The organism is Variovorax sp. 05T418 (assembly GCF_056396385.1).
The window spans coordinates 109,331-134,474 of record NZ_JBFTLJ010000015.1 but is presented as its reverse complement, the minus strand read 5'-3'; the positions used below and the strand labels follow the sequence as shown (position 1 = coordinate 134,474).

Here is a 25,144-nt window from a genome sequence, read left to right as displayed (position 1 = left end):
GCAATCTCTCGATCCATATGAACGATTTTCCCGACATCACATTGCTGCGCGCGCCACGGGTATTGGACGACCTTCTCCGACCTTCTCCTCTTCCGCGTGTGGCGCGCCTTCCAAATGGGTCGGCAGGCGCCCGATGAGTCCGGACAATCTGCCCTTTCTTGGATCGGCGAAGCATCGAAATCTCTGGCTCAACTGCGGCCACGGTGCAATGGGTTGGACGATGGCATGCGGCTCAGCCCAGGTAATTTCTGACTTGGTTCTAGATCGTGCTCCGGCTATCGATCTGATGCCGTACCACAGCAATCGCTACCGTTTTGTGGGGCGTCGGTCGTCGAAAAAATCGAACAGGTTCATCGATCGATTCTGGGTGCTCATCTCGCCTCGGCGTTTGTCTCGTCCAAAAACGGGAAGATGACCGATGGTTGGCAAAAGATCGACCGGCACGCCGGTTCCAATTGACATCGTTTACGCCCGTAGCTGCGTGACCACGGCACGCGATTCCTATCTATGCTTACGCCCAAGCGTTGCACCGGCCCCGTCGCTGGCATCAGGGCCGCTTCATCTGGCAACTAGTCGGTGTGCTCGCGATGTAGGCCGGAAACGCTCGGGCCGGTGCCAACGTCATTCCAGTGTTCTCGACACTGTAAGGATATTTGTCGTCGGCTTTCTGCCAGACCGTCATAAACAGCGACTGCTGCATTTGATGATCGGTCTTGCGCATCTCGACCTCTCCGTTGAAACCCTTGAAGCGCAGGCCCTCCATCGCTGCGGCGACTTTTACAGGATCCGTGGATCGGGTTTTGGCCATGGTTTCGCCCAGGCTCATGAACACGTGGCTGACCTGGGAAAAATACAGATCCTCCTTGAACCGTTCCTTGAACTCGGCTGTCCACTTGCCTATGTCGCCGCCCATGTTGTAATGGTTGTTGGCGATCTGAAACACACGGCCGCCGCCGCCCTCTCCCAAAGCGGCAGGGGTGCCCGTCATGCCGGCGTAAAGGGTATAGAACTTGCCGTCGAAGCCGCTCTCGTTGGCGGCCTTGATCAGCAGCGCTAGGTCCGAGCCCCAATTGCCGGAAATCACCGTATCTGCACCCGAGGCCTTGATCTTGGCAATGTAGGGTGCGAAGTCCCGTACCTGCGCCAAGGGGTGCAGGTCTTCACCGACGATCTCAACATCGGGCCGCTTGCGCGCCAGGTTTTCCTTCGCGAGGCGCACCATCTGGTGGCCGTGCGCGTAGTTCTGGTTGAACAGGTAGACCTTCCTGATGTCCTTGTCGTCCTTCAGGAAAGTGGTTAGCGCCTCCATCTTCATGGCGGTGTTGGCGTCGAAGCGGAAATGCCAGTAGCTGCATTTGCTGTCGGTGAGATCCGGATCGACTGCGGCATAGTTAAGGAGCAGAACCTCCTTGCCCGGATTACGAGCGTTGTGCTTGTTCACGCCATCTATCAACGCAGCGACCGCCGCTGAGCCGCCCCCGGCTGTGATGTAGCGAATACCCTTGTCTGAGGCACTCTTGAGCGCATTGAGGCTCTCGGCGGGGCTGAGCTTGCTGTCGAACGGCACTACCTCGAACCTCACACCAGCCGGGTTGTTCGAGCCGCTGAACTTGTCGGCAAAGAACTGGAAGGTCTTGACCGCGTTCGAGCCCGAGGGTGCCATCAGACCTGACAGGGGGTCGATCCAGGCGATCTTGACGGTTTCTCCCCTCTGCGCGGAGGCAGCAGTGGCATAGGCTAAGGCGGCGATTGCCGTAGCAATTTTGATGGCAAGCTTCATGGGATGTCTCCTGTCAAGAAAGTTGATCTGGTCTGGGCTAAACCATTTGAGTCAGCTGATTCGTCTCGGCGAGTTCCCGCAGGCGGAATTTCTGCACCTTCCCCGACGCCGTCAGCGGAAAGGCGTCGCAACTGAACCAGACAGTCGGCAGCTTTTGAGGCGCAAGCATTGAGAGGCAGTGCGCGCGCAGCGCCTCGGCCGCCGGCAGCGGCATACCCGCTCGGATCTGCACGGCCGCGCCCACCACCTCGCCCCATCTGGCGTCAGGGATGCCGAATACCACAGCCATGGCAACGGTGGCATGCTCCATCAGACGCGCCTCGACCTCGGCGGGATAGATGTTCTCGCCACCGCGAATGATCATGTCCTTGAGTCGGCCTGTGACCCGTAGATAGCCGCGCCGGTCCAGGGTGCCGAGATCGCCAGTGCGCAACCAGCCATCGGGCCGCATTGTCTGGGCAGTTTCCTCTGGCATCTCGAAATAGCCAAGCATGCACTGAGGGCCGCGCACTTCGATTTCCCCTTCAGCTCCGACGGATTGGGTTTTTCCCGAGGCGGGATCCGCGATGCGAATTTCGACTTGTGGCAGAGGTTGGCCCACTGTCGTTGCTTTGTCCTCCTGGTTGTCGTTGGGGCCGACCATGCTGATCGTCGGGCTGCATTCGGTCTGTCCGTAGAGCGTCAGCAGATCGCAATGAAAGCCGGTTTCGATGCGGTGCAGCAGCTCGGGCGGAACGGGGGCGCCGCCGGAGATGGCAACACGCAGAGTGCTGAGGTCGTACTGGTCGCGCTTGGGGTGATCAAGCATCGCGATCTGCATGGTCGGAACACCATAGAACACGTCGCAGCGCTCTAATGCGATCGCCCGCATGAGCGTTTCAGGCTCAAACAGCAGCGGCAGCACGTAGGTCGATCCGGTTGTCACACAGCCCAGGGAACTGAGTACTGCACCTGCGGTGTGGAACAGCGGCATGGGGCTGATTACGACGCTGGCCTCGATGCCGGCCCGGTTGCATGTCAGCCTGGCACTTGTAACCAGGCCCGCGTGATGCAGCAGTGCTCCTTTGGGGTTGCCGGTGGTGCCAGAGGTGTACTGGATCTGGGCCGGATCCAGCGCTTGCACATGCGGTAGCTCGCCTCGGGCTGAGTGCGTGCGGACCTCGGTCTGCCAATTCAGCAGACAGAAGGTCTCGCGCACTTCTCCTGCCACCTCACGCGCGACTGCGGCCATGTCGGTGCCGCGGAATTCAGCCGTGTACAGCAGCCCGGTGCAGCGGGACTGGCGCAACGCGTAGCGCAGTTCGGCGCTGCGCAGCGCCGGGTTGGCAGTAACGAGCACCAGACCTGCCAGTGCCACGCCGTATTGCAGGATGACCCACTCAGGCACGTTGGGCGCCCAGAGACAGACGCGCTCGCCAGGAGTGAAGCGCGTAAGCAACCAGTGCGCGCATTGTTCGGCCTGAGCAAGCAGTTCCGCATACGTCCAGCGGCGCGCCGTGTCGCTCGCGCCTGTGAGCGACGGCAGGCCCGGCGGCATGACTTCGACCAAGGCGATGCGCTCCGGATGGCGTCGTGCCGCGTCCCGCAAGGCATCGCCGGTGGTCATTAGGAGCAGAGGTACCGAAGTGTCAGCAGGCAGGTGCGACAGTGTCGGGTCGGGAAAGTCGTGGCTCATGGCATTGTCTCCAGAAGAATCCGGGCCGCGTGGACCCATTGCGTGATCAGTTGCTGCCGTTTCACAGGACTGCGCAGGACGCTGGACAGCGCCAAGCTGCGCAGGAATTCCAGGTCATGGTCGCGATAGCCGCCTGGGCGGGGCACGCATCGATGGATGAAAACATTGAATGCACCGCCCCATCGCCGTACTTGCGGGCCTTGCGCTCGGCCTTCAGCATCGCGCCACCCCTGCCTCGGCACGTGCGACCGCCCATAGTCTCGATTGGGACCGCTGGCACTGCGGTATCGGAATCGGCCTTTGGGCAATGCCGTCACTGGGAGGAGTGATTGAACTGTCATCGTGGGGCAGTTTATGAAGTACCACCACATCGACATGTCACAAAAGAGACGATAACAGTCACAAGTGACTGTTAAAAACAGTCATAGCTGACTGCGTAGTTGCTCTCCGACGGAGGCGCAGTGGCCTGATGCTGAAATGAACCATCCCAGAGACAGGAATCCCGTGCCCACCTTTTCCACCCTGACCATCGAACAGGACGCGCAATCCCCGCGTGTCGCCCGTCTGCTTCTTAGCCGCCCAGAGCGGTTCAACGCCATCAGTCATGCGATGCCCGGTGAAATCCGAGCGGCGGTCGAATGGGCCAATGCGAACGACGAGGTGCATGTCATCGTCGTCGAGGGAACCGGCAAGGGCTTCTGCGGTGGCTACGACCTCGTAGACACTGCCGAGCAGCAGGCCGATCATCCCTGCCAGCAGGAGCGGTACCCGTGGGATCCGATGGTGGACTACGCCTGCATGAAGCGCTACACCGAGGACTTCATGAGTCTGTGGCGCAGCCCCAAACCCACGATTGCCAAGGTGCACGGCGCGGCAGTGGCCGGCGGCAGCGACATCGCCCTGTGCTGCGATCTGCTGGTCATGGCCGAGGACGCGCGCATCGGCTACATGCCCACGCGGGTGTGGGGCTGTCCCACCACCGCCATGTGGACCTACCGACTCGGGCCGGCGCGGGCCAAGCAGTTGATGTTCACCGGCGATGTGCTCGACGGCCGCACGGCCGCGGATTGGGGCCTGGCCAATCTCGTGGCTCCGCCCGTCGAACTCGAGGAGCGCACGATGCAGTTGGCCTTGCGCATCGCCGGCGTGCCGCGCAGCCATCTGGCCATGCACAAGATGGTAGTGAATCAGGCAATGTTGACGATGGGCCTAGAGCAGACACAGATGTTCGCGACTGTGTTCGACGGCGTCACGCGCCACAACCCCGAGGGCCTATGGTTCCGCCGTTATGCGCAGGAGGCGGGCTTCAAGGCTGCAATCCAGTGGCGCGACAGCGGCAAGCCCATCCCGGAAGGCGACGAGGCGCGTGCCTTGATTCGTGACATCGAAGCCCGGCGTGGCGAATAGCTTCAGCCGCACTTCCTATGAATGAGGCCTTTGTTTACGACGCCGTTCGCACTCCGCGCGGCAAGGGCAAGACCGACGGCTCGCTGCACGAGGTCAAGCCGATCACACTAGCTGTCGGATTGCTGCGGGCCTTGCAGCAGCGCACCAGCCTGGACACGGCTCGCGTGGACGATGTGGTCATGGGCATCGTGACACCCGTAGGAGACCAGGGGGGCTGTCTGCCGAAGATCGCGGCGCTTGCGGCGGGCTGGGACTGGAACGCCAGTGGCATCCAGATCAACCGCTTCTGCGCTTCCGGCCTGGATGCCATCAACCAAGCCGCGCAGCGCGTGCGCTCGGGATGGGATGACTTGATCGTCGCGGGAGGCATCGAAAGCATGAGTCGGGTGCCCATGGGCAGCGATGGAACAGCGTGGGCGCTGGACCCGCGCACGAGCATCGACAACGCTTTTGTGCCGCAAGGTATCTCCGCCGACCTTATTGCATCGACTGAGGGATTCACCCGTGAGGACGTGGATGCCTATGCACTTGCTTCGCAGCAACGCGCCGCAAGGGCGCTGGCCGAAGGACGCTTCGCACGCAGCGTCGTACCCATTCGCGATGGCAACGGCTTGATGATCCTGGACCACGATGAATTCGTGCGGCCTGACAGCACGATGGCTGGCTTGGCGGCGCTCAAGCCTTCGTTCGAGCAGGCCGGCCATATGGGCTTCGACGCCGTCGCGCTGCGCCGCTATCCGCAGCTCGACCGCGTCCGGCACGTACACACCCCAGGGAACAGTTCGGGCGTCGTGGATGGCGCCGCTGCGGTGTTGGTCGGCAATGAGCGTGTGGGCGCTGCGCTGGGATGGACGCCGCGCGCGCGCGTCGTGGCAGTTGCGCTCACCGGCAGTGAACCGACCCTCATGTTGACCGGTCCGGTGCCAGCCGCGCGCAAAGCGCTGCAGCGCGCCGGCCTCACGGTCGACCAGATCGACCTGTTCGAAGTCAACGAGGCGTTTGCGAGCGTACCCCTGCATTTCATGAAGCACATGAAGGTGCCGCACGAGAAGGTCAACGTCAACGGTGGTGCGATCGCATTGGGGCACCCGCTGGGCGCTACCGGCGCGATCCTCGTCACCACACTGTTAGATGAGCTGGAACGGCGCCAGCTGCGCTATGGACTGGTCACGCTGTGCGTCGGCGCCGGCATGGGCATCGCCTCCATCTTCGAACGGATCTGAACTCCATGAAGACTCTTCAGTACGACCTCGACACCGGCACTGGCGTTGTCACACTGACCTTCGACGATCTCGATGCCTCTGTCAATACTTTCAACGATGCTTGGCGGACCGACATGCAAGCCGCGCTCGATCGCATGAGCGAAGGGGGCAGCCGGCCACGCGGTGTCATCCTCGCTTCCGCCAAGGACACGTTCTTTGCCGGCGCCAACTTGAAGGACGTGCTTGCGCAGTGGCCCGCCGATCCCGCGCAGGTGTTTGCGCGCACCGAGGCGGGCAAGAAGCTGCTGCGCCGACTGGAAACCTTGGGCTGTCCGGTGGTGGCGTGCATTGCCGGCAGCGCACTGGGCGGCGGCTTCGAGCTCGCACTGTGCGCGCACCACCGCGTGGTTGTCGACGATGCCAGAGTGCAACTCGGCTTTCCGGAGGTTGGCCTCGGCCTGATTCCCGCGGGGGGAGGCGTGACCAAACTCGTGCGTCTGCTAGGGCTCGAGTCCGCCATGCCGTACATCCTGGAGAGCCGAGTGATGAGTCCGAGCGCAGCACGAGATGCTGGTCTCGTACACGCCGTGGTGCCGTCCGGTCTCGGCGCCGCCGCAGCGCTGCGCGAGGCTGCATTGGCGTGGATCGAGGCCCATCCACAGGCGCAGCAGCCTTGGGAGGTCAAGGGACACCGCATCCCCGGCGGCGCGCCGGGCTGTCCGAAGCTGGCACCGCTGCAGATGCTGGCGCCGGCGATGCTTTTCCAAAAGACGAGGGGGAGATACCCAGCCGCTGAAGCGGCCTTGAGTTGCATGGTGGAAGGGGCGCAATTGGATGTGGACACCGCGCTGCGGCTGGAAACGCGAGCGCTCGTCGGCCTGCTGACACACCCTGTCACGCGCAACCTGATCCAACTCTTCTTCGACCGCAATGCCGTCAGGCGGGGGCGGTCACGCCCACAGGGTGTCGCGCCGTGGCAAGCGGGCAAGGTAAGCATCCTGGGGGCGGGCATGATGGGGGCCGGGATCGCGCAGGTCTGTGCAGCGCACAGTCTGAACGTGGTGTTGAAGGATGTGAGCATCGAATTTGCCGAGGCCGGCAAGGAGCGTGTCCGCCGTCTGACCGATCAGCGTGTGCATGCGGGGCGCATGACGCCGTCTCAGCAGGCTGCGATTCTGGAGCGCATCGAGCCCGCCGCCGAGGTGTCGGCGTTGGACGGCAGCGACCTCATTATCGAGACGGTGTTCGAGGATCGCGCGCTCAAAGGCCGCGCGACCGGCGAAGCCGAGCCGTGCCTGCGTCCAGACGGCGTCTTCGCGAGCAACACGTCGACCCTGCCCATCACCGGGCTAGCCGAAGCGGTCAGCATGCCCGAGCGCTTCATCGGCCTGCACTTCTTTTCACCTGCCGACAGGATGGAGCTCGTGGAGATCGTCGTTGCCGAGAAGACCAGTGCCGAGACGTTAGCCAGGGCCTACGACTTCGTGCTGCAGATCGGCAAGACACCAATCGTGGTGCGTGACGCCCGCGGCTTCTTTACCAGCCGAACCGTCGGCTCCTACATGGCTGAAGGTGCGCAGATGCTGGCCGAGGGCATTCCGGCGACGGTGGTGGAACTGGCCGGCCGTGACGCCGGCATGCCGGTGGGTCCGCTGACCGTGGCGGACGAGATTTCGCTGGTCACGCTGGCGAAAATTATGGAGCAGAACGCCAGTGATGCGTTGGACGTGGGCGAGCGCTTCATGATTGCGCTATGCAGGCAACACGGTCGCAAGGGACGCGTTCTTGGGGGCGGTTACTACGACTATACCGAGGACGCACCTAAGACACTCTGGCCGGGCTTGAAAGCGTTTGAGCGCCCCGAAACGTCGTGGACGCTCGCTGCATTGAGCGAGCGCCTACTAATGCGTCAGGCTGTCGAGGCGTTGCGCTGCGAGGCCGAAGGCGTGGTGACGCATGCACATGACGCCAATGTCGGCTCGGTCTTGGGCTTCGGATTCCCCGCATGGACAGGTGGCGTACTCCAATACGTCGCAGCAATGGGCCGGGACAGGTTCATGGCGCAAGCCCATGCGCTTGCTGCAGCTCATGGTGGGCGATTCACGCCGTGAATGCACACCGGTCGGCGAATTGGCTGGCCCGCGCACGGCGATTGTCATGAACCTTGTGCAATCGGCGATGCCGTGCGCGGCATAGCGCCGTGTGGACCAGGCTCATGACGGCGGCGGCTCGTTTGCCTGCGCGCAGGGATCCGGCGAACAGCCAGTTCTAGCGACCGAGCGCGATTGGCCCGCGTCTTGCCCGCTCCGGGCTTGAGCATCGCCACAGGGGTCTCGTCGGCATGCAGCACGTCGTGTCGCAGCAGTTCTGCTGGCCGCGCACACAATCTCCCTCCATCGTGGTCTGCTCCAATCACAGTAACGTTGACGATGTCCGAATGTTCGAGCAGTCGAACCTCGAGATCTGCTGGGTAGATGTTCTCACCGCCGCGGATGATCATGTCCTTCAAACGCCCATCACGCACACGTAGGGGCAGAGATCGACGGAATCCAAGAGCCTCGGTTCACAATGTGTTCAGGTCATAGGTAACTTGCATTCTTGAACCTTGTGAGGCGGGACTCGGCTGATATGTACTTTCATCTTCCGTACTGCGATGCACCTGTAAACTCCCTCCGGCAAGCCACGTTCGTCGGTTTGATTCAGAGACTCGTATGGAAGCAATTAAACCTATTCGAATGCGAAGCAGCGGGGTTGTCAGTAGTCAGCTTGCAAATGCATTGGCAGCTCCAGAAGTTGCAATCAAACCCCGAATCCTGAACGCTGCTGTCGAGCTGCTGATTGAGCAAGGCACGGCTCGCACCACCACCTTGGCGGTCCAGCGACGCGCAGGTGTAAGCCGCGGCGCCCTACTCCATCACTTTCCAACTCATGCGGAGTTGCTGTCTTCGACGGTGCAGGAACTTGTCCGAAGAAACGAAGCAGCAGTCCACGAGGCGCTTGCCAAAGTCGGTGTTGCTGAAGATCCATTCGAGAGGGCGGTGAAGGTGCTGGCCACCACGATGGCAAAACCGGCCTATCTCGCCGAACTGGAACTGTGGGCGATTTCCCGTACGGACATCGAACTTCGCACCGCCCTTCAGGCTGCAGAGCGCGGCGCACGCAAAGAGAGTGACCGAGTGATGCGGATGCTGTTTCCCTCCATAGCAGAACGCCCTGACGCCGCTGAGGTAATGGGATCGACACTCGCCTTTTTGCGGGGACAGGCGGTGACCGGAATCATCAGCGGAAGGCCATCTCAGCGACAGAAGCAGATGACCACCTGGCTGAGAGCGATTCGGATCATGTTGGACGATACCTCCACCACCTGACCGCTCAGCTCGAACCGCCTTCTTTAGGCTTCCACGGCCCGTCACAGCGGGATGAGTTCAGCCCATGACAACGACTATGGAGAGCTGCACCCGCTTGGCCCCTGAGAACACTCGTACGCACGAATATTCATGATGACACCGCCAAAATCCAAGTTCGACGGTGGCGGAACCTCATCGGCGGCTATGGCCTCTTCATCACGCACGTAGCTGGCATTCTCGATGCACTTCCCGGGTAGTCCTTGCGGCGGCGCTATGTATCGCGCCAACTTCCAACGCAGCGGCGTTATACATGGGTTGGACGGTATGGAAGCGCGTCATAAAAAGGTAATGGCAACCGGCGGCTCGTTCCAAGACACAGGCGTATGCAAAAGGGATCAGCGGCCGATGAAAACAGGGGCGCGCTTTTCGCGAAAGGCAGCTTGCGCTTCCTTGGCGTCGGCAGTTTGGCCGATCTGCGCGGTCATGTCCTGTTCGTAGCGGTAGCCGTCGCGCAAGGATGCGCCCATGTCTTCCAGCGTGTTGAGCGCGTGCTTGCCCATGCGGGTGGACACCGGGCTCTTCGCGGCGATGGTGCGGGCCATTTCCAGCGCGGTGGGCATCAGCTCGTCATGGGGCGTGCAAACCTCCACCACGCCGGTGCGGTACAGCTCGTCGGCCGGAACGCGCCAGCCGGTCAGCATCATGCGCCGCACGCGGGAATGGCCGAACAAGCGCATCGCGTGGCTGCAGCCGCCAAGCAGGCCCACGTCCACCTCGGGCAGACCCAGGCTCGCGCGTTCGGAGGCGATCAGTACGTCACTGGACGCCACCATGGCCAGCCCCGAACCCAACGCGGCACCGTTGATGGCGGCCACCACCGGCTTGGAGCATTCCCGGATGGCGTGGAAGCACTCGCGGGTGCGGCGCGAATGCGCACGCAGATCGCCTGGCTCCTTGATGACCTCGGCGCGGCCCTTCAGGTCGGCGCCAGCGCAGAAAATCTTGCCCGCACCGGTCAGCACGACCGCCCTTAGCTCGTCGAGCTCGGAGATACGGTCCAGCGCCCAGATCAATTCATCGTTGAGGCGTCGGGTGAGTGCGTTGACCGGTGGGCTGTTCAGGGTCAGCACGGCGATGTGCTGATCCACGATGTGTACCTGGAGTTCTGCGAGAGAGGCGAATGATTCTTGCATGGTGGGCATCGGATGGATATGGAGGGAAAAGAGGCCGCAAAATTACCGTACGCCAACCTCCTGCGATGCCAAGGGCGTCGTGCGGGTGTCGATATGGCCGGCCAAATGACTCTAGCGCCGGCCGCCCCCGCCCGATAGCCGTCTGAAGGCAAAGCTGCTATGCGCGCGCTGCGTTGTGCTCCCAGCAGCATGTCTGCATTGCCGCCGGCACACCTAGGTCGGCCCACTTTGACCGCCTACAGTCTGTCGCAAGCCCGCACCGCACCCCGACTCTCATGAGCGCGGTGCGGGCATCCACCCGATACAAGCAGCCTGGAGACAGCATGAGCGCAGCTTCCGCCGCTGAAAGCACAGCCCCTTCCACATCCAACCGCAGCGGTCCGTTGTCGCACCTGCGGGTGCTGGACCTCAGCCGCATCCTCGCGGCGCCCTGGGCCGGTCAGATCCTGGCCGACCTGGGCGCCGAGGTCATCAAGGTCGAGCGTCCCGGCGCCGGCGACGACACCCGTTCGTGGGGGCCGCCCTTCCTGAAGGACGCCAGCGGCCAGGACACCTGCGAAGCCGGCTACTACTTGGCGGTCAACCGCGGTAAGCGTTCCATCACCGTCAGCATCGACACGTCCGAAGGCCAGCAGATCGTGCGCGACATGGCAGCGCAGGCAGACATCGTGCTGGAGAACTACAAGGCCGGCACACTGGAGCGCTATGGTTTGGACCAAGCCAGCCTGCGCAAGATCAACCCGCGTCTGATCTATTGCTCGGTCACCGGCTTCGGCCAGACCGGCCCGCGCCGCGACCAACCCGCTTACGACTTCCTGATCCAGGCCATGGGTGGCCTGATGAGCGTCACCGGCGAGCGGGACGGCCGCCCTGGCGGCGGGCCGCAGAAGGTGGGTGTGCCCATCGTGGACCTAATGACCGGCATGTACACCGCGGTGTCGGTGTTGGCGGCGGTGGCGCGGCGCAACCAGACCGGAACTGGCGACACCATCGACATCGGCATGCTCGACGTGCAGGTGGCCACGTTGGCCAACCAAGCGATGAATTTCCTGGTGTCGGGCAAGACGCCTCAGCGCAACGGCAACGCTCATCCGAACATCCAGCCGCAGGACGTGTTCGCCTGCGCCGACGGCGACATGATCCTGGTGGTAGGCAACGACGGCCAGTTCGCCAAGCTGGCCGACGTACTGGGCCACGGCGAATGGGCGCAGGACGAGCGCTTTCGCACCAATGCCCAGCGCGTGCGAAACAGTGGCGAACTGTCGGCCTTGCTGCGCCAGGCCTTCGGTGCACGCCAGCGTGCCGAAGTCATCGCAGCGCTGGACGCGGCCGGCGTGCCCAGCGGCGCCATCAACAGCGTGTCTGAGGTCTTCGACGAGCCGCAGGTGCAGGCCCGCGGCATGCTCATGAAACTGCCGCACCCGGCCGGCGTGGACGTGCCGCAGGTGGCCAGCCCAATGCGCTTTGCCGATGCCCCCATCCAATACCGCCGCCCGCCGCCGCTGCTGGGTGAGCACTCGCACGAGGTGCTGCGCGAACTGGGCTACGACGATGAGCGCATTGCGGCCTTGCGCAGCGCGGGCGTTATCTGAAGTTGCCGCCGCAGAAAAAAAAGAACTGGCATGCAACGCAAGACCTTCCTGTCCAGCCTGATGCTGGCTTCACTGGCACTGACGAGCGCTCATGCCGGTGACGGCCCCGGCGGCTACCCGGACAAGCCGGTCCGGCTGATCGTGCCCTTCCTGGCGGGCGGAGCCACCGACCTGATGGCCCGCGGCATGGCGCAGAAGCTGTCCGAGGCCATCGGCCAGCCGGTGGTAATCGACAACCGCGCGGGCGCTGGTGGCAGCATCGGTGCCGAGGCCGCTGCCGCCGCACCAAAGGACGGCCATACCCTGCTGTATTCAACGATGGGCGTGCTCACCATCAACCCCAGCCTCTACCGCAACCCGAAGTACGACCCGGCCACCAGCTTCAGCCCGGTCGCGCTGACTCACGTCACATCCAACCTGCTGGTGGTCAACCCGCAAGTGGGCGCGAAGTCCGTCGCCGAACTCGTGGCGCTGGCGCGCAGCAAACCGGGCACGCTGAGCTTCAGCTCGGCGGGCAACGGCACCAGCAGCCACCTGTCAGGCGAACTGTTCATGTCGGTCGCCAAAGTCGACCTTCTGCATGTTCCCTACAAGGGCACGGCCGCCGGGCTGCCGGACCTGCTGTCCGGCCGTATCGAGATGACCTTCGACACCGCGTCCAATTTCGTCGATCACATCAAGGCCGGCAAACTGCGGCCGCTGGCCGTCACCTCGCGCAAGCGCCTGGACACGATGCCCGAAGTGCCCGCCATGGCCGAAACTCCGGGCTTCACCGACTACGACGTGTCGCTGTGGCTGGGCGTGCTGGTGCCAGCCGGTACCTCGCCCGAGATCGTGCGCTACCTCAATCGACGTCTGGTCACGGTGATGCGCGAGCCGGCCATGGCAGCCTCGCTCAAGCCCCTGGGCATCCAGCCGCTGTACAGCAGCCCTGAAGAATTCGCCAAGGTCATCGACCAGGACCGCCGTAAGTGGTCTGCGGTTGTCAAGGCGGTCAAGGTTCAGCTCGAATAATTCGAATGGATCACAAAGACGAATGAGCTCAGAAAATACACACACACCATGAAACTCCATTGGTCCCCCAAGTCACCGTTCGTCCGCAAAGTCATGGTCTGCGCCCATGAGTTGGACATCGCCGGCCAGCTCACGCTGGTTCGCTCGGTGGCGGCCATGCTCAAACCCAATCCTCAACTCATGGCGGACAACCCTTTGTCCAAGATTCCGACGCTGATGCTGGACGACGGCCGCACGTTGTTCGATTCGGTCGTCATCTGCGAGTACCTCGACCATTTGGCCGGCGGTAGCCTTTTTCCGCGCGAAGGCGACGCACGCTGGCGGGCGCTGCGCTGGCATGCGCTGGGCAACGGCCTGCTGGATGTGCTGATCCTTTGGCGCAACGAGCGTGAGCGCGAGGTGCCATTGGGCGCACTGCAGGACGCCTTCGCGCTCAAGACCAAGGCCAGCCTGATGCTGCTGGAGCAGGAAGTGGAGATGCTTGCCAAGGCCCCGCTGTCCATTGGTCACGTCGCTATCGGTTGCGCGCTGGGCTATACCGACTACCGGTTCGCAAGCTTGGAATGGCGCAGCCGCGCGCCCCAGCTGACTCACTGGTTCGCCGAACTTTCGAAGCGGCCATCTTTCGTGGCGACCGAGGTGGCAGAAGGCTAAGTCGTCACCCTCGAATGCAGGTGGGGCAGCCATCAGGCGTAGAGCCGCGCCGGGTTGTCCTGCAGGATGGCCCGGCCGATGGCCACATCGCTCACGGACTCGTGGAGCAGCTGCAGCAAGTCGCCGCCGCTCGGCGGTTCCTTCACGTTGAGGTAGGGCCAGTCGCTGCCCCACACCAACTGCCGCGGGTTGGCTTGCTGCAGGGCTTGCTGAAAAGGCGCCAGTAGCTCCGCCCAGCGCGTGCGGTCGAGTATGGCCAGCAGGTTGCGGTAGGCGCACAGCTTCACCCACACCCGGCCTTCGGCCAGCAGATCGAGCAGGCTGCGAAAGCCCGGCTCGTCCACGCCGGCGGCAGCATCGAAGCCGGCCATGTGGTCGATGACCACAGGCACTGGCAGCGCCCGGATCTGGGCGGCGATGCCCGGCAGCACATGGCGGTCGGTCCACAGCTCGGCGTGGAGGCCTGCGTCGGCCATTTTGCCGGCCATGGCCTGCAATTCCTCGAAGCTGGCGCTGCCGCCGAAGTTGCGGGCCGCGCCACCGCGCGCGCTGAAGCGCAAGGCGCGCACGCGGCGTTCATGCAGTCCGGCGAGCGAAGGCAGGGTGTGAGGCCGCGCCACCAGCACGCCACGCAGATTCGGTTGCGCGTCCAGGGTGTCCAGCACCAGCCCATGGTCCACGCCATAGGCGCTGGGATGCACCAGCACGCCGTGGGTCAGGCCCAGCACGCCGTGGGTCAGGCCCAGCGTGGCAAGGTGCGCCCGGTACGCGGGCAGGGGCGCTTCGGGCGGAGTGTAGGCGCGCTCGGCCGCCAGCGGATAGCGGCCATAAGGGCCGAAGACGTGGGCGTGGCAGTCCCAGCCGCCCTCGGTGTCGATGGCTTCGCCCATCACTTCAATTCTTCTTGTTGCGGCAGCTTGAACGCCGGTTCCGCGCCGGGCGGGAACGGGATCTCGTGCGCGTTGAGCGTCATGGCGACCATGGTGTAGTAACCCACCAAGGCCGTGAGTTCCACCACGCCTTTTTCGCCCAGCAACTGCACCGCGGCGGCATGGGTGGCGTCGCTGACCGAGTGCGAGCGGTTGAGCTCCAGCGCATAGCGGTAGATGACCTGGTCAGTGGCGTCCAGCCCGCGCGGCTGGCGCTGCGCTAGCAGGTCGTCCAGCGTGTCGTCCGACAGCCCGGCCTTGGCACCTTCGGGCCGGTGCGCGAACCATTCAAAAGGCGAGCGGCAGTGCCGCCCGGTCACCAGGATGGCCAATTCCGACTGGCGCGGTGTCATCGAGGTGCCATAGCGCAGCAGCGCGCCTAACGCTTGCCAGCGGTCGGCCAACTCGGCATTGTGCAGCGCGGCGCGCAGTGGGCCCTTGATTTCTCCGCGCGGGCCGGAGACCACCTTCTGATGGACCGCCAGTTGCTCGGGCGTCATGGTGTCGGGAGTGGGCAGGGAAATGCGTGGCATGGGTCTTTCTCGGGGAAATGGGTCGGCTCAGGCGCCGCGATAGGCCGGCTGGCGTTTTTCCAGGAACACGTTCATGCCCTCCTTTTGGTCGACGCTGTCGGGCAGGCGTTCGTTCGGCCCGCCGGGTGCGGGAAGCGCTACTCTAGGCCGCGCCCCGGTCAGCCGCTAGCGGGCGCCGTGCAAAGCTGGCTTGCGTGCCGGGACATGGAAGCGCCGCACGCCTGGCAGCATCAGGCCATGGAGATGTCCTGCGCCGTGGAATGCCACATGCCGCGGCGCCCCAACTCGTCGACGATGGTGCAGATAGCCGCGGCCACCACCTGCACCGCGCGTGCCGGCCCCTTGCTCTTGGACATGGCCATGGTGATGCTGCGTTGCAGGCGCGCATCGGCGATCTTGGCGGCCTGCAGCCGGCCTTCCTCGATCTCGTGCCACACCGCATGCAGCGGGAGCACCGAGTACAGGTGCTCCTGCTCAGCCAGGGACTTGAACAGCGGCAGCGAATCAGCCTCGATCACCGGCACGACGGCCAGCTTGTCCTGGCGTGCTACGGCATCGAGCGCGTTGCGCAGGCCGTTGGGCGCACTGGGCAGGATGTAGGGCAAACCGGCCAGGGCCGACACCGGGATGTCACCGCCGCCCGTGAGTGCATCGCCCGCTGGGCCGACGAGGTAGCTGTCCACCGTCGCCAGCTTCTGCTCGTGCTCGGGCAGCGTAGCGTACCGGTACAGGATGGCCAAGTCCACGCGCGCATCCGTCAGCCATTCTTCGACCTGGCCACTGGAGCCTTCCAGGATCTTCAGCTGCACCGCCGGGTGGTGCTCACGCATGTGCGAGAACAACTGCCCGACCAGCGCCGACGAGATGGAGGGCAGCAGTCCCAGGGTGACACGCCCGGCTGGCTGCTGCAGGTTGCTGCGAATATCGGTCTCGAGCTGCTGCGCGCCCTGCAGCAACTCTCGCACCTGTTCCAGGATGCGGGTGCCGGTTTCCGACAGCTCCACGCCACGCCCTGTGCGCGTGAAGAGGCGGCAGCCGCACTGGCGTTCCAGCGCGTTGATCTGCCGACTCAGCAGCGACTGGTTGCTGTCCAGATAGAGCGCGGCGCGGGTCAGGCTGCCCAGCTCCGCGATCGCCAGGAACGAGCGCCAGATCGTCAGGTCGCTGGCCAGGGCGAGTCGTATGTCTGTGGCTTTTGCTGTCTGCATGCATGTCTCCTGCAGCCGGATTATCCGGCTGCGTCGCCGGCGCACCCCAGGCAACCCGGCCTGGCGCAGGGTCGGGACATCGACCGTGCGCGCACGCGTTCAAGGCGCAAGCCCGTTCGCCCATCGCGCAATGGCCACCGCCACCGCCTGCGGCTGCTCCGGCACCATCGCGTGGCTGGCACCGGCGATGACCTCTACCGTCACCTTGCTACCCAGCGCCGCCTTCAACTCGTCCCGGCTGGACGGCGGCCGCCACGGGTCGCTGCCGCCCAGCAGGTCCAGGATGGGGGCGTGAGTGACCGGCCACCATTGATCCTTGGGTGGACTCGTCATCGCGTCGCGGTAGGCGGGCAGAAGCTCGGGGTACCAGCCCTCCAGCCATGGCGTGGGATCACTGCCAGGCGCGAAGAAGGCGTGGCGCAGCGCCGCCAGCCGTGCCTCGCGGGATTGCTTAGGATTGCCCGCGATGATCAGCGACGCCTGCACGCCCGGCGGAATCGTTCGCGCCGCAGATGCGAGCACCACCACGCCGCGAACCAGCTCCGGATAGCGAAGGTCGGCCACGCGCGCCACGAAGTGGCCATAGGCATGGCCTGCGATCACCGCGCGCCCGCCGCCCAGGCGTCGCACGACGAGCGCCACGTCGGCCGCGAAAGTGTCCAGCGTGATCCCCTCCAGGGGACCGCGGCTCGCGCCCATCCCGCGCGGTTGCGGGCGCAGCACCTTGAATCCCTTCGAGGCGAGCTGGCGCGCAAGTTCGTCGTAGTCCTCCGAGTCGCGTTGCTGCGAAGGCAGTAGCACGATCGTCGGCCCGGCGCCCTCGACGATCACATCCAACTGCACATCTCCATCGCGTACCAACTCGCGTCGGCGCGCCGCAATTTCGCCCGAACGCAGCGCGCACGCGGGCAGCACCGCGATGAGACTCAACGCTGCTAGCCATCCTCGGCGCCCGCCCCGTGTTCCTTGTCGCGTGACCACTCAGCGGCCTCCTTTGGCCACGGAGGCCGCGACGGCCTCGAAGAAGGCAGTGCGTTCGTCACTGAGCGTGTCGTCCGTGGCGCCCTTCCAATAGCCAGCGACCGCGATCACCACGCGCGTGGCAGGCTGCACGTAGATCGCCTGGCCGTTGACGCCGAGGGCGCCGTAACCCTTGTCGCCGATGGTCCACCAGAAGTAGCCATAGCCGGGCTGATCGTTCAGGCGCGAGGTGGATTCCTTCATCCAGGCGGCCGGGACCAGTTGGGCTCCTTGTGCCCGACCATCGTCCAGCGCAACCTGCCCGATGCGAGCCCAGTCGCGCAGGCTGGCCGCCATTCCGGCACCGTAGAACGGACGCTGCGCCTGACCCGGCCCCTGGTTCACCCAATAGGCGTCGGCCTCGGCCCCCATCGGATGCCAGAGCCGCGTCGCCATGTAAGTCGACAACGGCATGCCAACGGCACGTTCAAGCAGCCAGCCTGCGAGGTTGGTATCGAGCGTCGAATAGTTGAAGCGCGTGCCTGGCGGGAGCAGCGACTTGGCCTTGAATGCATAGTCCTCGTAGTACACCTTGGCCTCGTTGAGCGATTGGTCGCGGTGCCGGTCGAGCTCGCTGCCGGGTGTGTAGATTTCCTTCCAGTCGGTGCCAGCGCGCATCATCAGCAGGTTGCGCACGGTGACCGGGTCGTAGCCCGTGCCCTTGAGTTCCGGCAGGTACTGGACGATGGGGTCGTTGACGCTCTTGATGCGTCCTTCCTGGATGGCGATACCGATCAACATGGCGATGACTGACTTGGACATCGAGTAGCCGATGAAGGGCGTCGCCGGCCCGCTGCCGTTGCGGTAGGTCTCCTTGACGATCTTCCCATCTTGCAGCACCACGATCGCGTTCATGCGGTGCCGCTCGAGAAAGGTGTCGAAGCTTTCAGTCGTGCCGCCGGTGGATAGACGGAAGTCGCCACTGGACCATTGCGCGCGGCCGGCGATCGGTGTCGGCCGAGGTGACGCAGTCAAGCGCGAGACCCCGAACAGCTGGTCCATGTGCTGATAGGTCAGATAATTCACCGCCGGGTCCGACTTGGCGCGGCGAACGGCCAGGAGCGTCGCCGAAGGCGTGCCCTCGACGAACGGCAGGTCGGCCGTGGCCTGTGGCGCTGTCGCGCAACCCGCCAGCAACACACAACTCAGAAGCACGGACAGCCCGGTGCGGGCGGTGGCGGTCGAAGGTCGAATAGTCATCTTTGTCTCCATGGAATAGGTTTTTCTGATTCGGCGCGCATGGGCTCAGGAAGGTTGCATACCTCTCCTCGGTCATGGTGCTTCTCCTGATTTAGTGCGCGTGGTCACGCGCCTCCTCAAGAGCTTCGAGACTAAGAATCCAAGTGCACCAGTGCTAGTGCCGCGCGGATCAGACCTGCTATGCCGCTCCAGCCAGGCCCCAAATACCGTACAGCGTCGACGCTGGCGTGCACTGGGAGTCGGATCGGCGACAGCCACTTTTCCCAAGTGCCCGGAGCTCAGTGCCGGTTCAAATAGTCGATCGCCAACGCGGACAAGGACCGCACTCCGACCGCCATCGCGTCCTCGTTGAAATCGAACTTCGGTGAATGATTGGGTGCAACCGTCTCCAGTGACTTGCCTTCCGGCATCGCGCCAAGAAGGAAGAACATTCCCGGTACCAATCGCTGGTACTCGGAAAAATCCTCTGATGCGCTCCGCTTGGGAATCACCGACACCCTGTTGCCCGTCATTTGGTTGAGAACCGGCAGGGACGCCTCGGTCAAGGAGGCATCGTTGGTCGTTACCGAATAGTTGAGGGGGCCGAAGTTGACCTTGGCTCTGGCGCCCGCAGACTCAGCGATCAGGTTAGCGGTTCGGGCTATGCGTTGTTTGGCATCGTTCCTCATCGGCTCGTCGAACGTTCGCAGGGTTCCAAGCAGCTTGACGGATTCCGGGACGATATTCGACCGATTGCCACCCGCAATGGCTCCGATGCTGATCACCGCGGGCTCCTGGCTGATGTTGAGCTGCCTGCTGACGATGGTCTGGAGGCCCAGAATGATCTGGGACGACACCACGATCGGGTCCACACCATTCCATGGTGAGGCGCCGTGGGCCTGCTTTCCTTCGACGTGGATGTGGATTTCGTCGGCGCCGGCCATGAGCGGTCCACTTCGATACCCAATACTTCCACTCGGCAGACCGGGATTGATGTGCAGGCCGAAGATCGCATCGACGCGGGGATTCTGAAGGACACCCTGCTCGATCATGGCTTTCGCTCCCCAGGACGCGCCTTCCCTAGCCCCGGTACTGTCAGGAATTCCTTCCTCCGCCGGCTGGAAGATGAACTTCACGGTGCCCTTGAGTTGGGACCTCATCTGAGACAGCAATTCGGCCACCCCCATCAAGATGGCAGTGTGTCCGTCGTGGCCGCATGCATGCATCACCGGCGTCGGCTTGCCCATGTAGTCGGCGACCACCCGGGAAGCGAACGGCAAGTCTGTTTCCTCGACCACTGGCAGCGCGTCCATGTCGGCACGCAGTGCCACGACTTTTCCTGGCAACGCGCCCTTGAGAAGGCCGACCACGCCATGCCCGCCAACGCCCGTGGTCACTTCCAGTCCGAGAGATCGCAGGTGCTCGGCGACTTTCCGTGCGGTTCTTTCCTCCTGGCCCGACAGTTCGGGGTGCCGATGAAAATCGCGACGCCATTCGACGAGCCGAGGCTGCAGGCCGGCGCTGCGCTGCTCGACAGTTGTGAGATGGAGCGGCACGGGCGATGTCGTCGAGGCCTTCGCTTCCAGGCTTGCGACGCTGAGCGCGGCGCTGGTCAGCAAAGCGAGCAACGGATGAATCGGTCTTGTCATGGTTCTATTTCCTTCATCTCAAATGAATCCAGCTCACTTTGGCCTCACAGCGCATCGCCGTGGATGCTGTGGTATTCCACGTACTCAGCCATGCCAACTTCCGAGCTTTCGCGCCCGATACCGCTCTGCTTGACGCCGCCGAAAGGTGCGTGCCGCTGGCCGACGCGTGACGCCCCCGCCTGGTTGATGAAGGTCATTCCCGCCTCCAGCTGGCGCGCGATCCCGAGGGCGCGCGTGCGGCTGGCAGACCAGACGCTCGAACCCAGGCCCAGCTCGCTGTCGTTGGCCAGGCGCACGGCCTGCGCCTCATCCTGATAGGCGACGACCGGCAGTACCGGGCCGAACTGCTCCACAGCCACGATTTCCGACTGCGGCGCCGCGCGGCGCACGAGCGTCGGGCGCAGGTAGTAGCCTTCGTTCGTGGCCTGCGGGTCGAGCAACTCGCCCAGCTCGACGATGTCGGCGCCTTCAGCGCGCGCCCGCGCTAGAAGGTCCTTCACGAAGGTCCACTGCGCGCGGTTGTTCATCGGCCCCATCGTGCTGCGCGGGTCCAGCGGATGCCCGATCCTGAATTTCCCGACCTCGGCGGACAGCCGGTCGAAGAAGCGGTCGTAGATGGATTCGGGCACGTACACGCGCTTGACCGCAAAACAGAACTGCCCGGCCCGCCGGAAAGCGCCGATGGCGATGCGGGTCACTGCGTGCTCGACGTCCACGTCGTCGAGCACGATGGCCGGATCGTTACCGCCCAGCTCGAACTGCACATCCTTCATCGACGCCGCAGCGTCGCGCATGATGATGCCGGCCACCTTGCCGCCGCCGGTGAAGGACACCTTGCGCACCAGCGGGTGCGCGGTCAGCGCCGCGCCAGCGTCGGCACCGCCGTGCAGCACGTTGATGACACCAGGTGGGAAAAGCGCGGCCATCTTCGCGAGCAGCACCGCCAGCCCCAAGGGGGCGCTCGGCGAAGGCTTGATGACCAGGGTGTTGCCGCAGGCCAGCGCAGGCGCCAGCTTACGCATGGTCAGGATGACTGGTGCGTTCCACGAGACGATGCCCGCCACCACGCCGAAGGGGCGCTTTTCGACGCTGACCCAACCGTTCGCATCCGCGAACTGGCGGGGCTGCAGGAATTCGGCCGCCATGTCCGCGTTGTCGCGCACCACATGGGCCGCCGTTTCGACCTCGGCCTGGCAGGTGGCCATCAGCATGCCCGATTCCAGCGCCATCAACTCGGCGATCTTCGGCGCTTCTTCGTCCAGCACGGCCGCGGCGGCGCGCAGCAGCTCGACGCGCTGGGCAATGGGCGTGCCGGCCCATCCAGGCAGCGCCGCATGGGCCGCCTGCGCCGCGTCGTCCACCTGCACGACGCTGGCCTGCGCCACACGGCCGACCCGGTCCTCGGTGCGACCCGGGTCTCTGACTTCGACGTAGGACGCACCGGGAGTCTCCCGGTTGTTGATCAGCAGCTCGACGCTCAATGTGTTCATGGACGGGTTCAGAAAAGCGGGATGACGTGGAGACTGCGCGGCGCAATGCCTATTCGAGCTTGAGGTTGCCCTTGACGATGACCTCGGTCCAGCGCGCCTGCTCGGCGAGCATCAGCGCGCGGTACTCATCGGAGGTGGTGGTGACCGGCAACACGCCTTGCTGCTTGAAGGAAGCCTGTATCTCCGGCGAGTTCACCACCGCGACCGTGGCCTCGCGGATCTTCTGGTGCACCGCGGCGGGCAAGCCCCTAGGCGCGATGATTCCGTAGTTGGTGTCCATCAGCACTTTGGGCAGACCCAGCTCGGCGGTGCTGGGCACGTCGGGGGTCTGCGGCACACGCTGGCTGCTCGCCGTGGCCAGCATGCGCAGCCGGCCCGATTGCGCCAACGGCAGCGCGCCCACCACGTCGATGAGCGTGAACTGGATCTCGCCAGCCAGCACCGCCGTGACGGCCGGTCCGCTGCCGCGATAAGGCACGTGGGTCACGTCGATACCCGCTTCCTGCTTGAACATCTCCCCGCCGATGTGCGGCGACGTGCCGTTGCCGGCGGAGCCGTAGTTCAGCTTGCCGGGTGCGCGCTTGGCCGCGTCGATCAGCTCCTTGAGGCTGGCGTGGGAATTGGCAGGGCCCACGATGACGGCCGTGCTGCGGGCCACCAGCGTGATGTAGTCGATGTCCGCATGGGTGTAGGGCACCTTAGTCAGCGCCGGCATCCCGGCCACCGGACCGGGTGCGATCATGCCCAGCGTGTAGCCGTCCGGCGCCGCTTTCACGACCGCGTCCACGCCGATCACGCCCCCCGCGCCGGGCCGGTTATCCACCACCACCGGCTGGCCCAACCGCAGCGACAGCCGGGCGGCGATGTTGCGACCCATGCCGTCGGTCGGCCCGCCGGCCGCATAGGGCACGATGAGGCGGATGGGCTTGGTAGGCCAGGTTTGCGCCGCCGCTGATGCCGCCAGGCAGGCGATGGCCAGCAGGCCGAGGGTCTTGATCATCTTCATGTTGCTTGTCTCCTAAGGAATGAGGTCGGTGAAGCGCCCGCCTTGCAGGTGCGCCGCGCGCGCGCTCAACGGCGCCGAGGCGGGTACACCGGCGTGCGCGATGTCCTGTGCGTAGGCATCGGCGCTGTCTTGCGGCGCGAAGCCCAGGAAGTCGACCTTGTCATTGCTCCACCAGCTGCGGCTGTTGGCCGATACGCCATACACCACGCTGTAGCCAACGGCAGGCGCGACCAGGCAGCGGCGGCACAGCTGCACCATGTCCGCATGGCTGAGCCAGGTGGACAGCATGCGCTCGTCAGTCGGCTGCTCGAAGCATGAGCCGATGCGCAGACACGCCACTTCGATGCCATGCTTGTCGTGGTACATGCGCGCCAGGTTCTCGCCGAACGCCTTACTGAGGCCGTAGAGGTTGCCCGGGCGCGGCGGCGCACCGGAATCAAGCGGCTGCGAGCGGTCGTACATGCCGATCGCATGGTGCGAGCTGGCGAACACGATGCGCTTGGCGCCGGCCTGCCGGGCCGCCTCGAACACGTTGAAGCTGCCGATGATGTTGGCCTGCAGCACAGCCTCCCACGGCGCCTGCGGCATGACGGCACCCAGGTGGACCACTGCATCGACACCCTCGAGCAGCGCGTGCACGGCGGCCATGTCCGACAGGTCGGCCTGCACCACTTCTTCGCCCTCGGTGGCCGGCGGGAGCGCGCGCAGGTCGGTGGCACGCACGTGCTCGGCCAAGTCTCGCAGGTCGCTGCGCAAGTGGCTGCCCAGCCTGCCGGCAGCGCCGGTGATCAGAAGTCGTCTCCATCTGGTTGTTGTCATTGATCTGCCTCGAAGATTTTGGCCAGTCTATGGACGGCGGGCCGGCTGACCCAGAGGGTCCGTGGACAAGACAGTTATGTGTCCGGCGGCATGGCCGCGTCAGCACGCTCTGAAAGTGCGGAAGGTGCAGCAACGCAGCAACGGGCGACAAGGGGAACGGAAGCCGCGGAGATGCCGTTGCGGGCCATGCGCGGTAGTGGCTATCTGGTGTGCCTGCACCGTGCTGGCCGAAGCGTCTCTGCATGCCTAAACTCTGCCGACGCCACAGCTGCGAACGCGGGCGCTGTATGACTCGGCGGTGTGCCAACATGCCGGGCTGGCGCTCGCCGCCTACCCGAATCAGACTCACCATGAAGATCACCGACTTCTCCCTGCATCCCTGCACTCAGAGGCTGCACGATGCGAACTGGAAGTTCGCGCGCGCGTCCGTACCTGGCCTGCAGGCCCACGTACTGACGCTGACCGACGACAACGGCTACACCGGCCACGGCTATGCGCATGCCATTCCCAGCATCTCCGGCGACGGCGAAGGTGTGCTGGCCGCGCTGCGTGCCTTGGCGCCGACTCTGGTCGGGCGCGGCCTGGACGAGATCGCCGCCATCGTCGAGACATGTGACCGGCAATTGGCCTTCAATGTCTCGGCGAAAGCGGCCATCGATATGGCACTGCACGACTTGCTCGCGCGACGCCTCTGCGTGCCCGTGCACGTCCTACTGGGCGGGCGCCACCACGACGTCATTCGCCAGTCCCGCATCGTGCCAGTCAAGACGCCGGCGCAGATGGGTGCACATGCCGCCGAGCTGGCGGCGCAGGGTTACCAGCAACTCAAGCTCAAACTGTCGGGCGACACGCAAACGGACGTCCAGCGAATCGCATCCGTACGCGATGCGGTGGGCGCAGAAGTCGCGTTGACGCTTGACCCGAACCAGGCCTACAGCGCCAAGACGATGATGGCCGCCTTTGCGCGCATGGAGCGCTACGACATTGCCTTGATCGAGCAGCCCGTGCCGGCCGACGACTGGACCGGACTGACGATGCTGACGAGGTCGCTACCCGCCGCCATCGAGGCGGATGAAAGCGCGCAGTCGGTACAGGACGTGTACCGACTGGTGACGGACCGGGTGGTTGACGTCATCAATCTCAAGGTGACCAAGCTCGGCGGGCTGTTGCGCTTCACGCAGGCCGCCGCGCTGTGCCAGGCCGGCGGCGTGGTCTGCCGCGTCGGTGCGGCGTTCGGACCCGCGCTGATGCAAGCCTTCGCAGCACATGCGGCCAGCACCCTGCGCTCGCTGCCGTATGCCTGCGAGCTGGCCGAGCACCAGCACCTGCTGGACGACCCGTTCGAAGCACTGCCTGTGGAAAACGGCATGGTGCGCGTGCCGATGTCGGCCGGCTGCGGCATCGGCTACGCGAGCTCCGCGGAATCTCACTGACCTGCAAAGCGTTT

At 64.4% G+C, this 25,144-nt stretch carries 22 protein-coding genes; 9 read left to right on the top strand and 13 right to left on the bottom strand.

The window, feature by feature from the left end; translation table 11 throughout:
* Positions 1 to 40: 40 nt before the first annotated feature.
* The gene (locus AC1DMS_RS25500) at positions 41 to 415 is read left to right on the top strand and encodes an FAD-dependent oxidoreductase (RefSeq protein ID WP_080515788.1); all 375 of its coding nucleotides are present in this window, start codon (positions 41 to 43) and stop codon (positions 413 to 415) included.
* Between the two features lie 132 nt (positions 416 to 547).
* Here AC1DMS_RS25500 and AC1DMS_RS25495 read toward each other — a convergent pair whose 3' ends face one another.
* Positions 548 to 1,780, bottom strand: coding sequence for a branched-chain amino acid ABC transporter substrate-binding protein (locus tag AC1DMS_RS25495; protein ID WP_015865915.1), 1,233 nt, complete (start codon positions 1,778 to 1,780; stop codon positions 548 to 550).
* A gap of 37 nt (positions 1,781 to 1,817) precedes the next feature.
* Positions 1,818 to 3,455, bottom strand: a complete 1,638-nt coding sequence (locus AC1DMS_RS25490) for an AMP-binding protein (protein WP_015865916.1) — start codon at positions 3,453 to 3,455, stop codon at positions 1,818 to 1,820.
* A gap of 504 nt (positions 3,456 to 3,959) precedes the next feature.
* Between AC1DMS_RS25490 and AC1DMS_RS25485 the strand changes: the two genes are divergently transcribed.
* Genes AC1DMS_RS25485 through AC1DMS_RS25475 form a run of 3 tightly spaced genes read left to right on the top strand, consistent with a single transcriptional unit; the run spans position 3,960 to position 8,175 of the window.
* Positions 3,960 to 4,862 (top strand): crotonase/enoyl-CoA hydratase family protein, encoded by a 903-nt coding sequence (locus tag AC1DMS_RS25485; protein ID WP_041945796.1) that lies wholly within the window; start codon positions 3,960 to 3,962, stop codon positions 4,860 to 4,862.
* A 17-nt stretch (positions 4,863 to 4,879) separates the two neighbouring features.
* A complete protein-coding gene (locus AC1DMS_RS25480; RefSeq protein WP_015865918.1) occupies positions 4,880 to 6,085 on the top strand; it encodes an acetyl-CoA C-acetyltransferase in 1,206 nt (401 codons plus the stop codon).
* 5 nt (positions 6,086 to 6,090) lie between these two features.
* Positions 6,091 to 8,175 carry a 3-hydroxyacyl-CoA dehydrogenase NAD-binding domain-containing protein gene (locus AC1DMS_RS25475; protein ID WP_015865919.1) on the top strand — a complete coding sequence of 695 codons (2,085 nt, stop codon included), beginning with the start codon at positions 6,091 to 6,093 and terminating at the stop codon, positions 8,173 to 8,175.
* Positions 8,176 to 8,219: 44 nt separating this feature from the next.
* Here the strand turns inward: AC1DMS_RS25475 and AC1DMS_RS25470 are convergent, their stop codons facing one another.
* Positions 8,220 to 8,573, bottom strand: coding sequence for a hypothetical protein (locus AC1DMS_RS25470; protein WP_167313248.1), 354 nt, complete (start codon positions 8,571 to 8,573; stop codon positions 8,220 to 8,222).
* Between the two features lie 202 nt (positions 8,574 to 8,775).
* Between AC1DMS_RS25470 and AC1DMS_RS25465 the strand changes: the two genes are divergently transcribed.
* A complete protein-coding gene (locus tag AC1DMS_RS25465) occupies positions 8,776 to 9,432 on the top strand; it encodes a TetR/AcrR family transcriptional regulator (protein WP_015865920.1) in 657 nt (218 codons plus the stop codon).
* A 374-nt stretch (positions 9,433 to 9,806) separates the two neighbouring features.
* Here AC1DMS_RS25465 and AC1DMS_RS25460 read toward each other — a convergent pair whose 3' ends face one another.
* On the bottom strand, positions 9,807 to 10,604 hold the full coding sequence (locus tag AC1DMS_RS25460) for an enoyl-CoA hydratase/isomerase family protein (RefSeq protein ID WP_436045208.1): 798 nt from the start codon (positions 10,602 to 10,604) through the stop codon (positions 9,807 to 9,809).
* Positions 10,605 to 10,927: 323 nt separating this feature from the next.
* On the opposite strand from AC1DMS_RS25460, the gene AC1DMS_RS25455 reads away from it, so the two are divergent.
* Genes AC1DMS_RS25455 through AC1DMS_RS25445 form a run of 3 tightly spaced genes read left to right on the top strand, consistent with a single transcriptional unit; the run spans position 10,928 to position 13,864 of the window.
* Complete coding sequence (locus AC1DMS_RS25455) at positions 10,928 to 12,196, top strand: CaiB/BaiF CoA transferase family protein (RefSeq protein WP_015865922.1); 1,269 nt, start codon at positions 10,928 to 10,930, stop codon at positions 12,194 to 12,196.
* Positions 12,197 to 12,226: 30 nt separating this feature from the next.
* Positions 12,227 to 13,210: a Bug family tripartite tricarboxylate transporter substrate binding protein gene (locus AC1DMS_RS25450; RefSeq protein ID WP_015865923.1), complete on the top strand. Its 984-nt coding sequence runs from the start codon at positions 12,227 to 12,229 to the stop codon at positions 13,208 to 13,210.
* Between the two features lie 48 nt (positions 13,211 to 13,258).
* On the top strand, positions 13,259 to 13,864 hold the full coding sequence (locus tag AC1DMS_RS25445; protein ID WP_015865924.1) for a glutathione S-transferase family protein: 606 nt from the start codon (positions 13,259 to 13,261) through the stop codon (positions 13,862 to 13,864).
* Between the two features lie 32 nt (positions 13,865 to 13,896).
* Here AC1DMS_RS25445 and AC1DMS_RS25440 read toward each other — a convergent pair whose 3' ends face one another.
* The 9 genes from AC1DMS_RS25440 to AC1DMS_RS25400 form a co-directional block, all read right to left on the bottom strand.
* Positions 13,897 to 14,754 (bottom strand): amidohydrolase family protein, encoded by an 858-nt coding sequence (locus AC1DMS_RS25440; RefSeq protein ID WP_015865925.1) that lies wholly within the window; start codon positions 14,752 to 14,754, stop codon positions 13,897 to 13,899.
* Complete coding sequence (locus tag AC1DMS_RS25435) at positions 14,754 to 15,326, bottom strand: carboxymuconolactone decarboxylase family protein (RefSeq protein ID WP_015865926.1); 573 nt, start codon at positions 15,324 to 15,326, stop codon at positions 14,754 to 14,756. Before AC1DMS_RS25435 ends, AC1DMS_RS25440 begins: the two co-directional genes overlap by 1 nt.
* 230 nt (positions 15,327 to 15,556) lie before the next feature.
* On the bottom strand, positions 15,557 to 16,534 hold the full coding sequence (locus AC1DMS_RS25430) for a LysR family transcriptional regulator (protein ID WP_015865927.1): 978 nt from the start codon (positions 16,532 to 16,534) through the stop codon (positions 15,557 to 15,559).
* Positions 16,535 to 16,633: 99 nt separating this feature from the next.
* Complete coding sequence (locus AC1DMS_RS25425; protein WP_436042075.1) at positions 16,634 to 17,464, bottom strand: alpha/beta fold hydrolase; 831 nt, start codon at positions 17,462 to 17,464, stop codon at positions 16,634 to 16,636.
* A 51-nt stretch (positions 17,465 to 17,515) separates the two neighbouring features.
* Positions 17,516 to 18,754 carry a serine hydrolase domain-containing protein gene (locus AC1DMS_RS25420; RefSeq protein ID WP_015865929.1) on the bottom strand — a complete coding sequence of 413 codons (1,239 nt, stop codon included), beginning with the start codon at positions 18,752 to 18,754 and terminating at the stop codon, positions 17,516 to 17,518.
* Between the two features lie 278 nt (positions 18,755 to 19,032).
* Entirely contained in the window at positions 19,033 to 20,382 is a 1,350-nt protein-coding gene (locus AC1DMS_RS25415; protein ID WP_015865930.1) for an amidohydrolase, read from the bottom strand.
* Between the two features lie 44 nt (positions 20,383 to 20,426).
* The gene (locus AC1DMS_RS25410) at positions 20,427 to 21,863 is read right to left on the bottom strand and encodes an aldehyde dehydrogenase family protein (RefSeq protein WP_049826203.1); all 1,437 of its coding nucleotides are present in this window, start codon (positions 21,861 to 21,863) and stop codon (positions 20,427 to 20,429) included.
* A gap of 58 nt (positions 21,864 to 21,921) precedes the next feature.
* On the bottom strand, positions 21,922 to 22,878 hold the full coding sequence (locus tag AC1DMS_RS25405; protein WP_015865932.1) for a Bug family tripartite tricarboxylate transporter substrate binding protein: 957 nt from the start codon (positions 22,876 to 22,878) through the stop codon (positions 21,922 to 21,924).
* A 12-nt stretch (positions 22,879 to 22,890) separates the two neighbouring features.
* Positions 22,891 to 23,697 carry an NAD-dependent epimerase/dehydratase family protein gene (locus AC1DMS_RS25400; RefSeq protein ID WP_015865933.1) on the bottom strand — a complete coding sequence of 269 codons (807 nt, stop codon included), beginning with the start codon at positions 23,695 to 23,697 and terminating at the stop codon, positions 22,891 to 22,893.
* A gap of 350 nt (positions 23,698 to 24,047) precedes the next feature.
* Here AC1DMS_RS25400 and AC1DMS_RS25395 point away from each other — a divergent pair, with 350 nt between their 5' ends.
* Positions 24,048 to 25,130 (top strand): mandelate racemase/muconate lactonizing enzyme family protein, encoded by a 1,083-nt coding sequence (locus AC1DMS_RS25395; protein ID WP_015865934.1) that lies wholly within the window; start codon positions 24,048 to 24,050, stop codon positions 25,128 to 25,130.
* Positions 25,131 to 25,144 lie beyond the last annotated feature (14 nt).

Coding starts and splice junctions, on each gene's coding strand:
- AC1DMS_RS25480 (WP_015865918.1), top strand. CDS start 4,880: ATGAATGAGGCCTTTGTTTACGACGCCGTTCGCACTCCGCGCGGCAAG.
- AC1DMS_RS25450 (WP_015865923.1), top strand. CDS start 12,227: ATGCAACGCAAGACCTTCCTGTCCAGCCTGATGCTGGCTTCACTGGCA.
- AC1DMS_RS25395 (WP_015865934.1), top strand. CDS start 24,048: ATGAAGATCACCGACTTCTCCCTGCATCCCTGCACTCAGAGGCTGCAC.
- AC1DMS_RS25415 (WP_015865930.1), bottom strand. CDS start 20,382: ATGACAAGACCGATTCATCCGTTGCTCGCTTTGCTGACCAGCGCCGCG.
- AC1DMS_RS25405 (WP_015865932.1), bottom strand. CDS start 22,878: ATGAAGATGATCAAGACCCTCGGCCTGCTGGCCATCGCCTGCCTGGCG.
- AC1DMS_RS25465 (WP_015865920.1), top strand. CDS start 8,776: ATGGAAGCAATTAAACCTATTCGAATGCGAAGCAGCGGGGTTGTCAGT.
- AC1DMS_RS25495 (WP_015865915.1), bottom strand. CDS start 1,780: ATGAAGCTTGCCATCAAAATTGCTACGGCAATCGCCGCCTTAGCCTAT.
- AC1DMS_RS25475 (WP_015865919.1), top strand. CDS start 6,091: ATGAAGACTCTTCAGTACGACCTCGACACCGGCACTGGCGTTGTCACA.
- AC1DMS_RS25420 (WP_015865929.1), bottom strand. CDS start 18,754: ATGACTATTCGACCTTCGACCGCCACCGCCCGCACCGGGCTGTCCGTG.
- AC1DMS_RS25435 (WP_015865926.1), bottom strand. CDS start 15,326: ATGCCACGCATTTCCCTGCCCACTCCCGACACCATGACGCCCGAGCAA.
- AC1DMS_RS25430 (WP_015865927.1), bottom strand. CDS start 16,534: ATGCAGACAGCAAAAGCCACAGACATACGACTCGCCCTGGCCAGCGAC.
- AC1DMS_RS25490 (WP_015865916.1), bottom strand. CDS start 3,455: ATGAGCCACGACTTTCCCGACCCGACACTGTCGCACCTGCCTGCTGAC.
- AC1DMS_RS25445 (WP_015865924.1), top strand. CDS start 13,259: ATGAAACTCCATTGGTCCCCCAAGTCACCGTTCGTCCGCAAAGTCATG.
- AC1DMS_RS25400 (WP_015865933.1), bottom strand. CDS start 23,697: ATGACAACAACCAGATGGAGACGACTTCTGATCACCGGCGCTGCCGGC.
- AC1DMS_RS25455 (WP_015865922.1), top strand. CDS start 10,928: ATGAGCGCAGCTTCCGCCGCTGAAAGCACAGCCCCTTCCACATCCAAC.
- AC1DMS_RS25440 (WP_015865925.1), bottom strand. CDS start 14,754: ATGGGCGAAGCCATCGACACCGAGGGCGGCTGGGACTGCCACGCCCAC.
- AC1DMS_RS25460 (WP_436045208.1), bottom strand. CDS start 10,604: ATGCAAGAATCATTCGCCTCTCTCGCAGAACTCCAGGTACACATCGTG.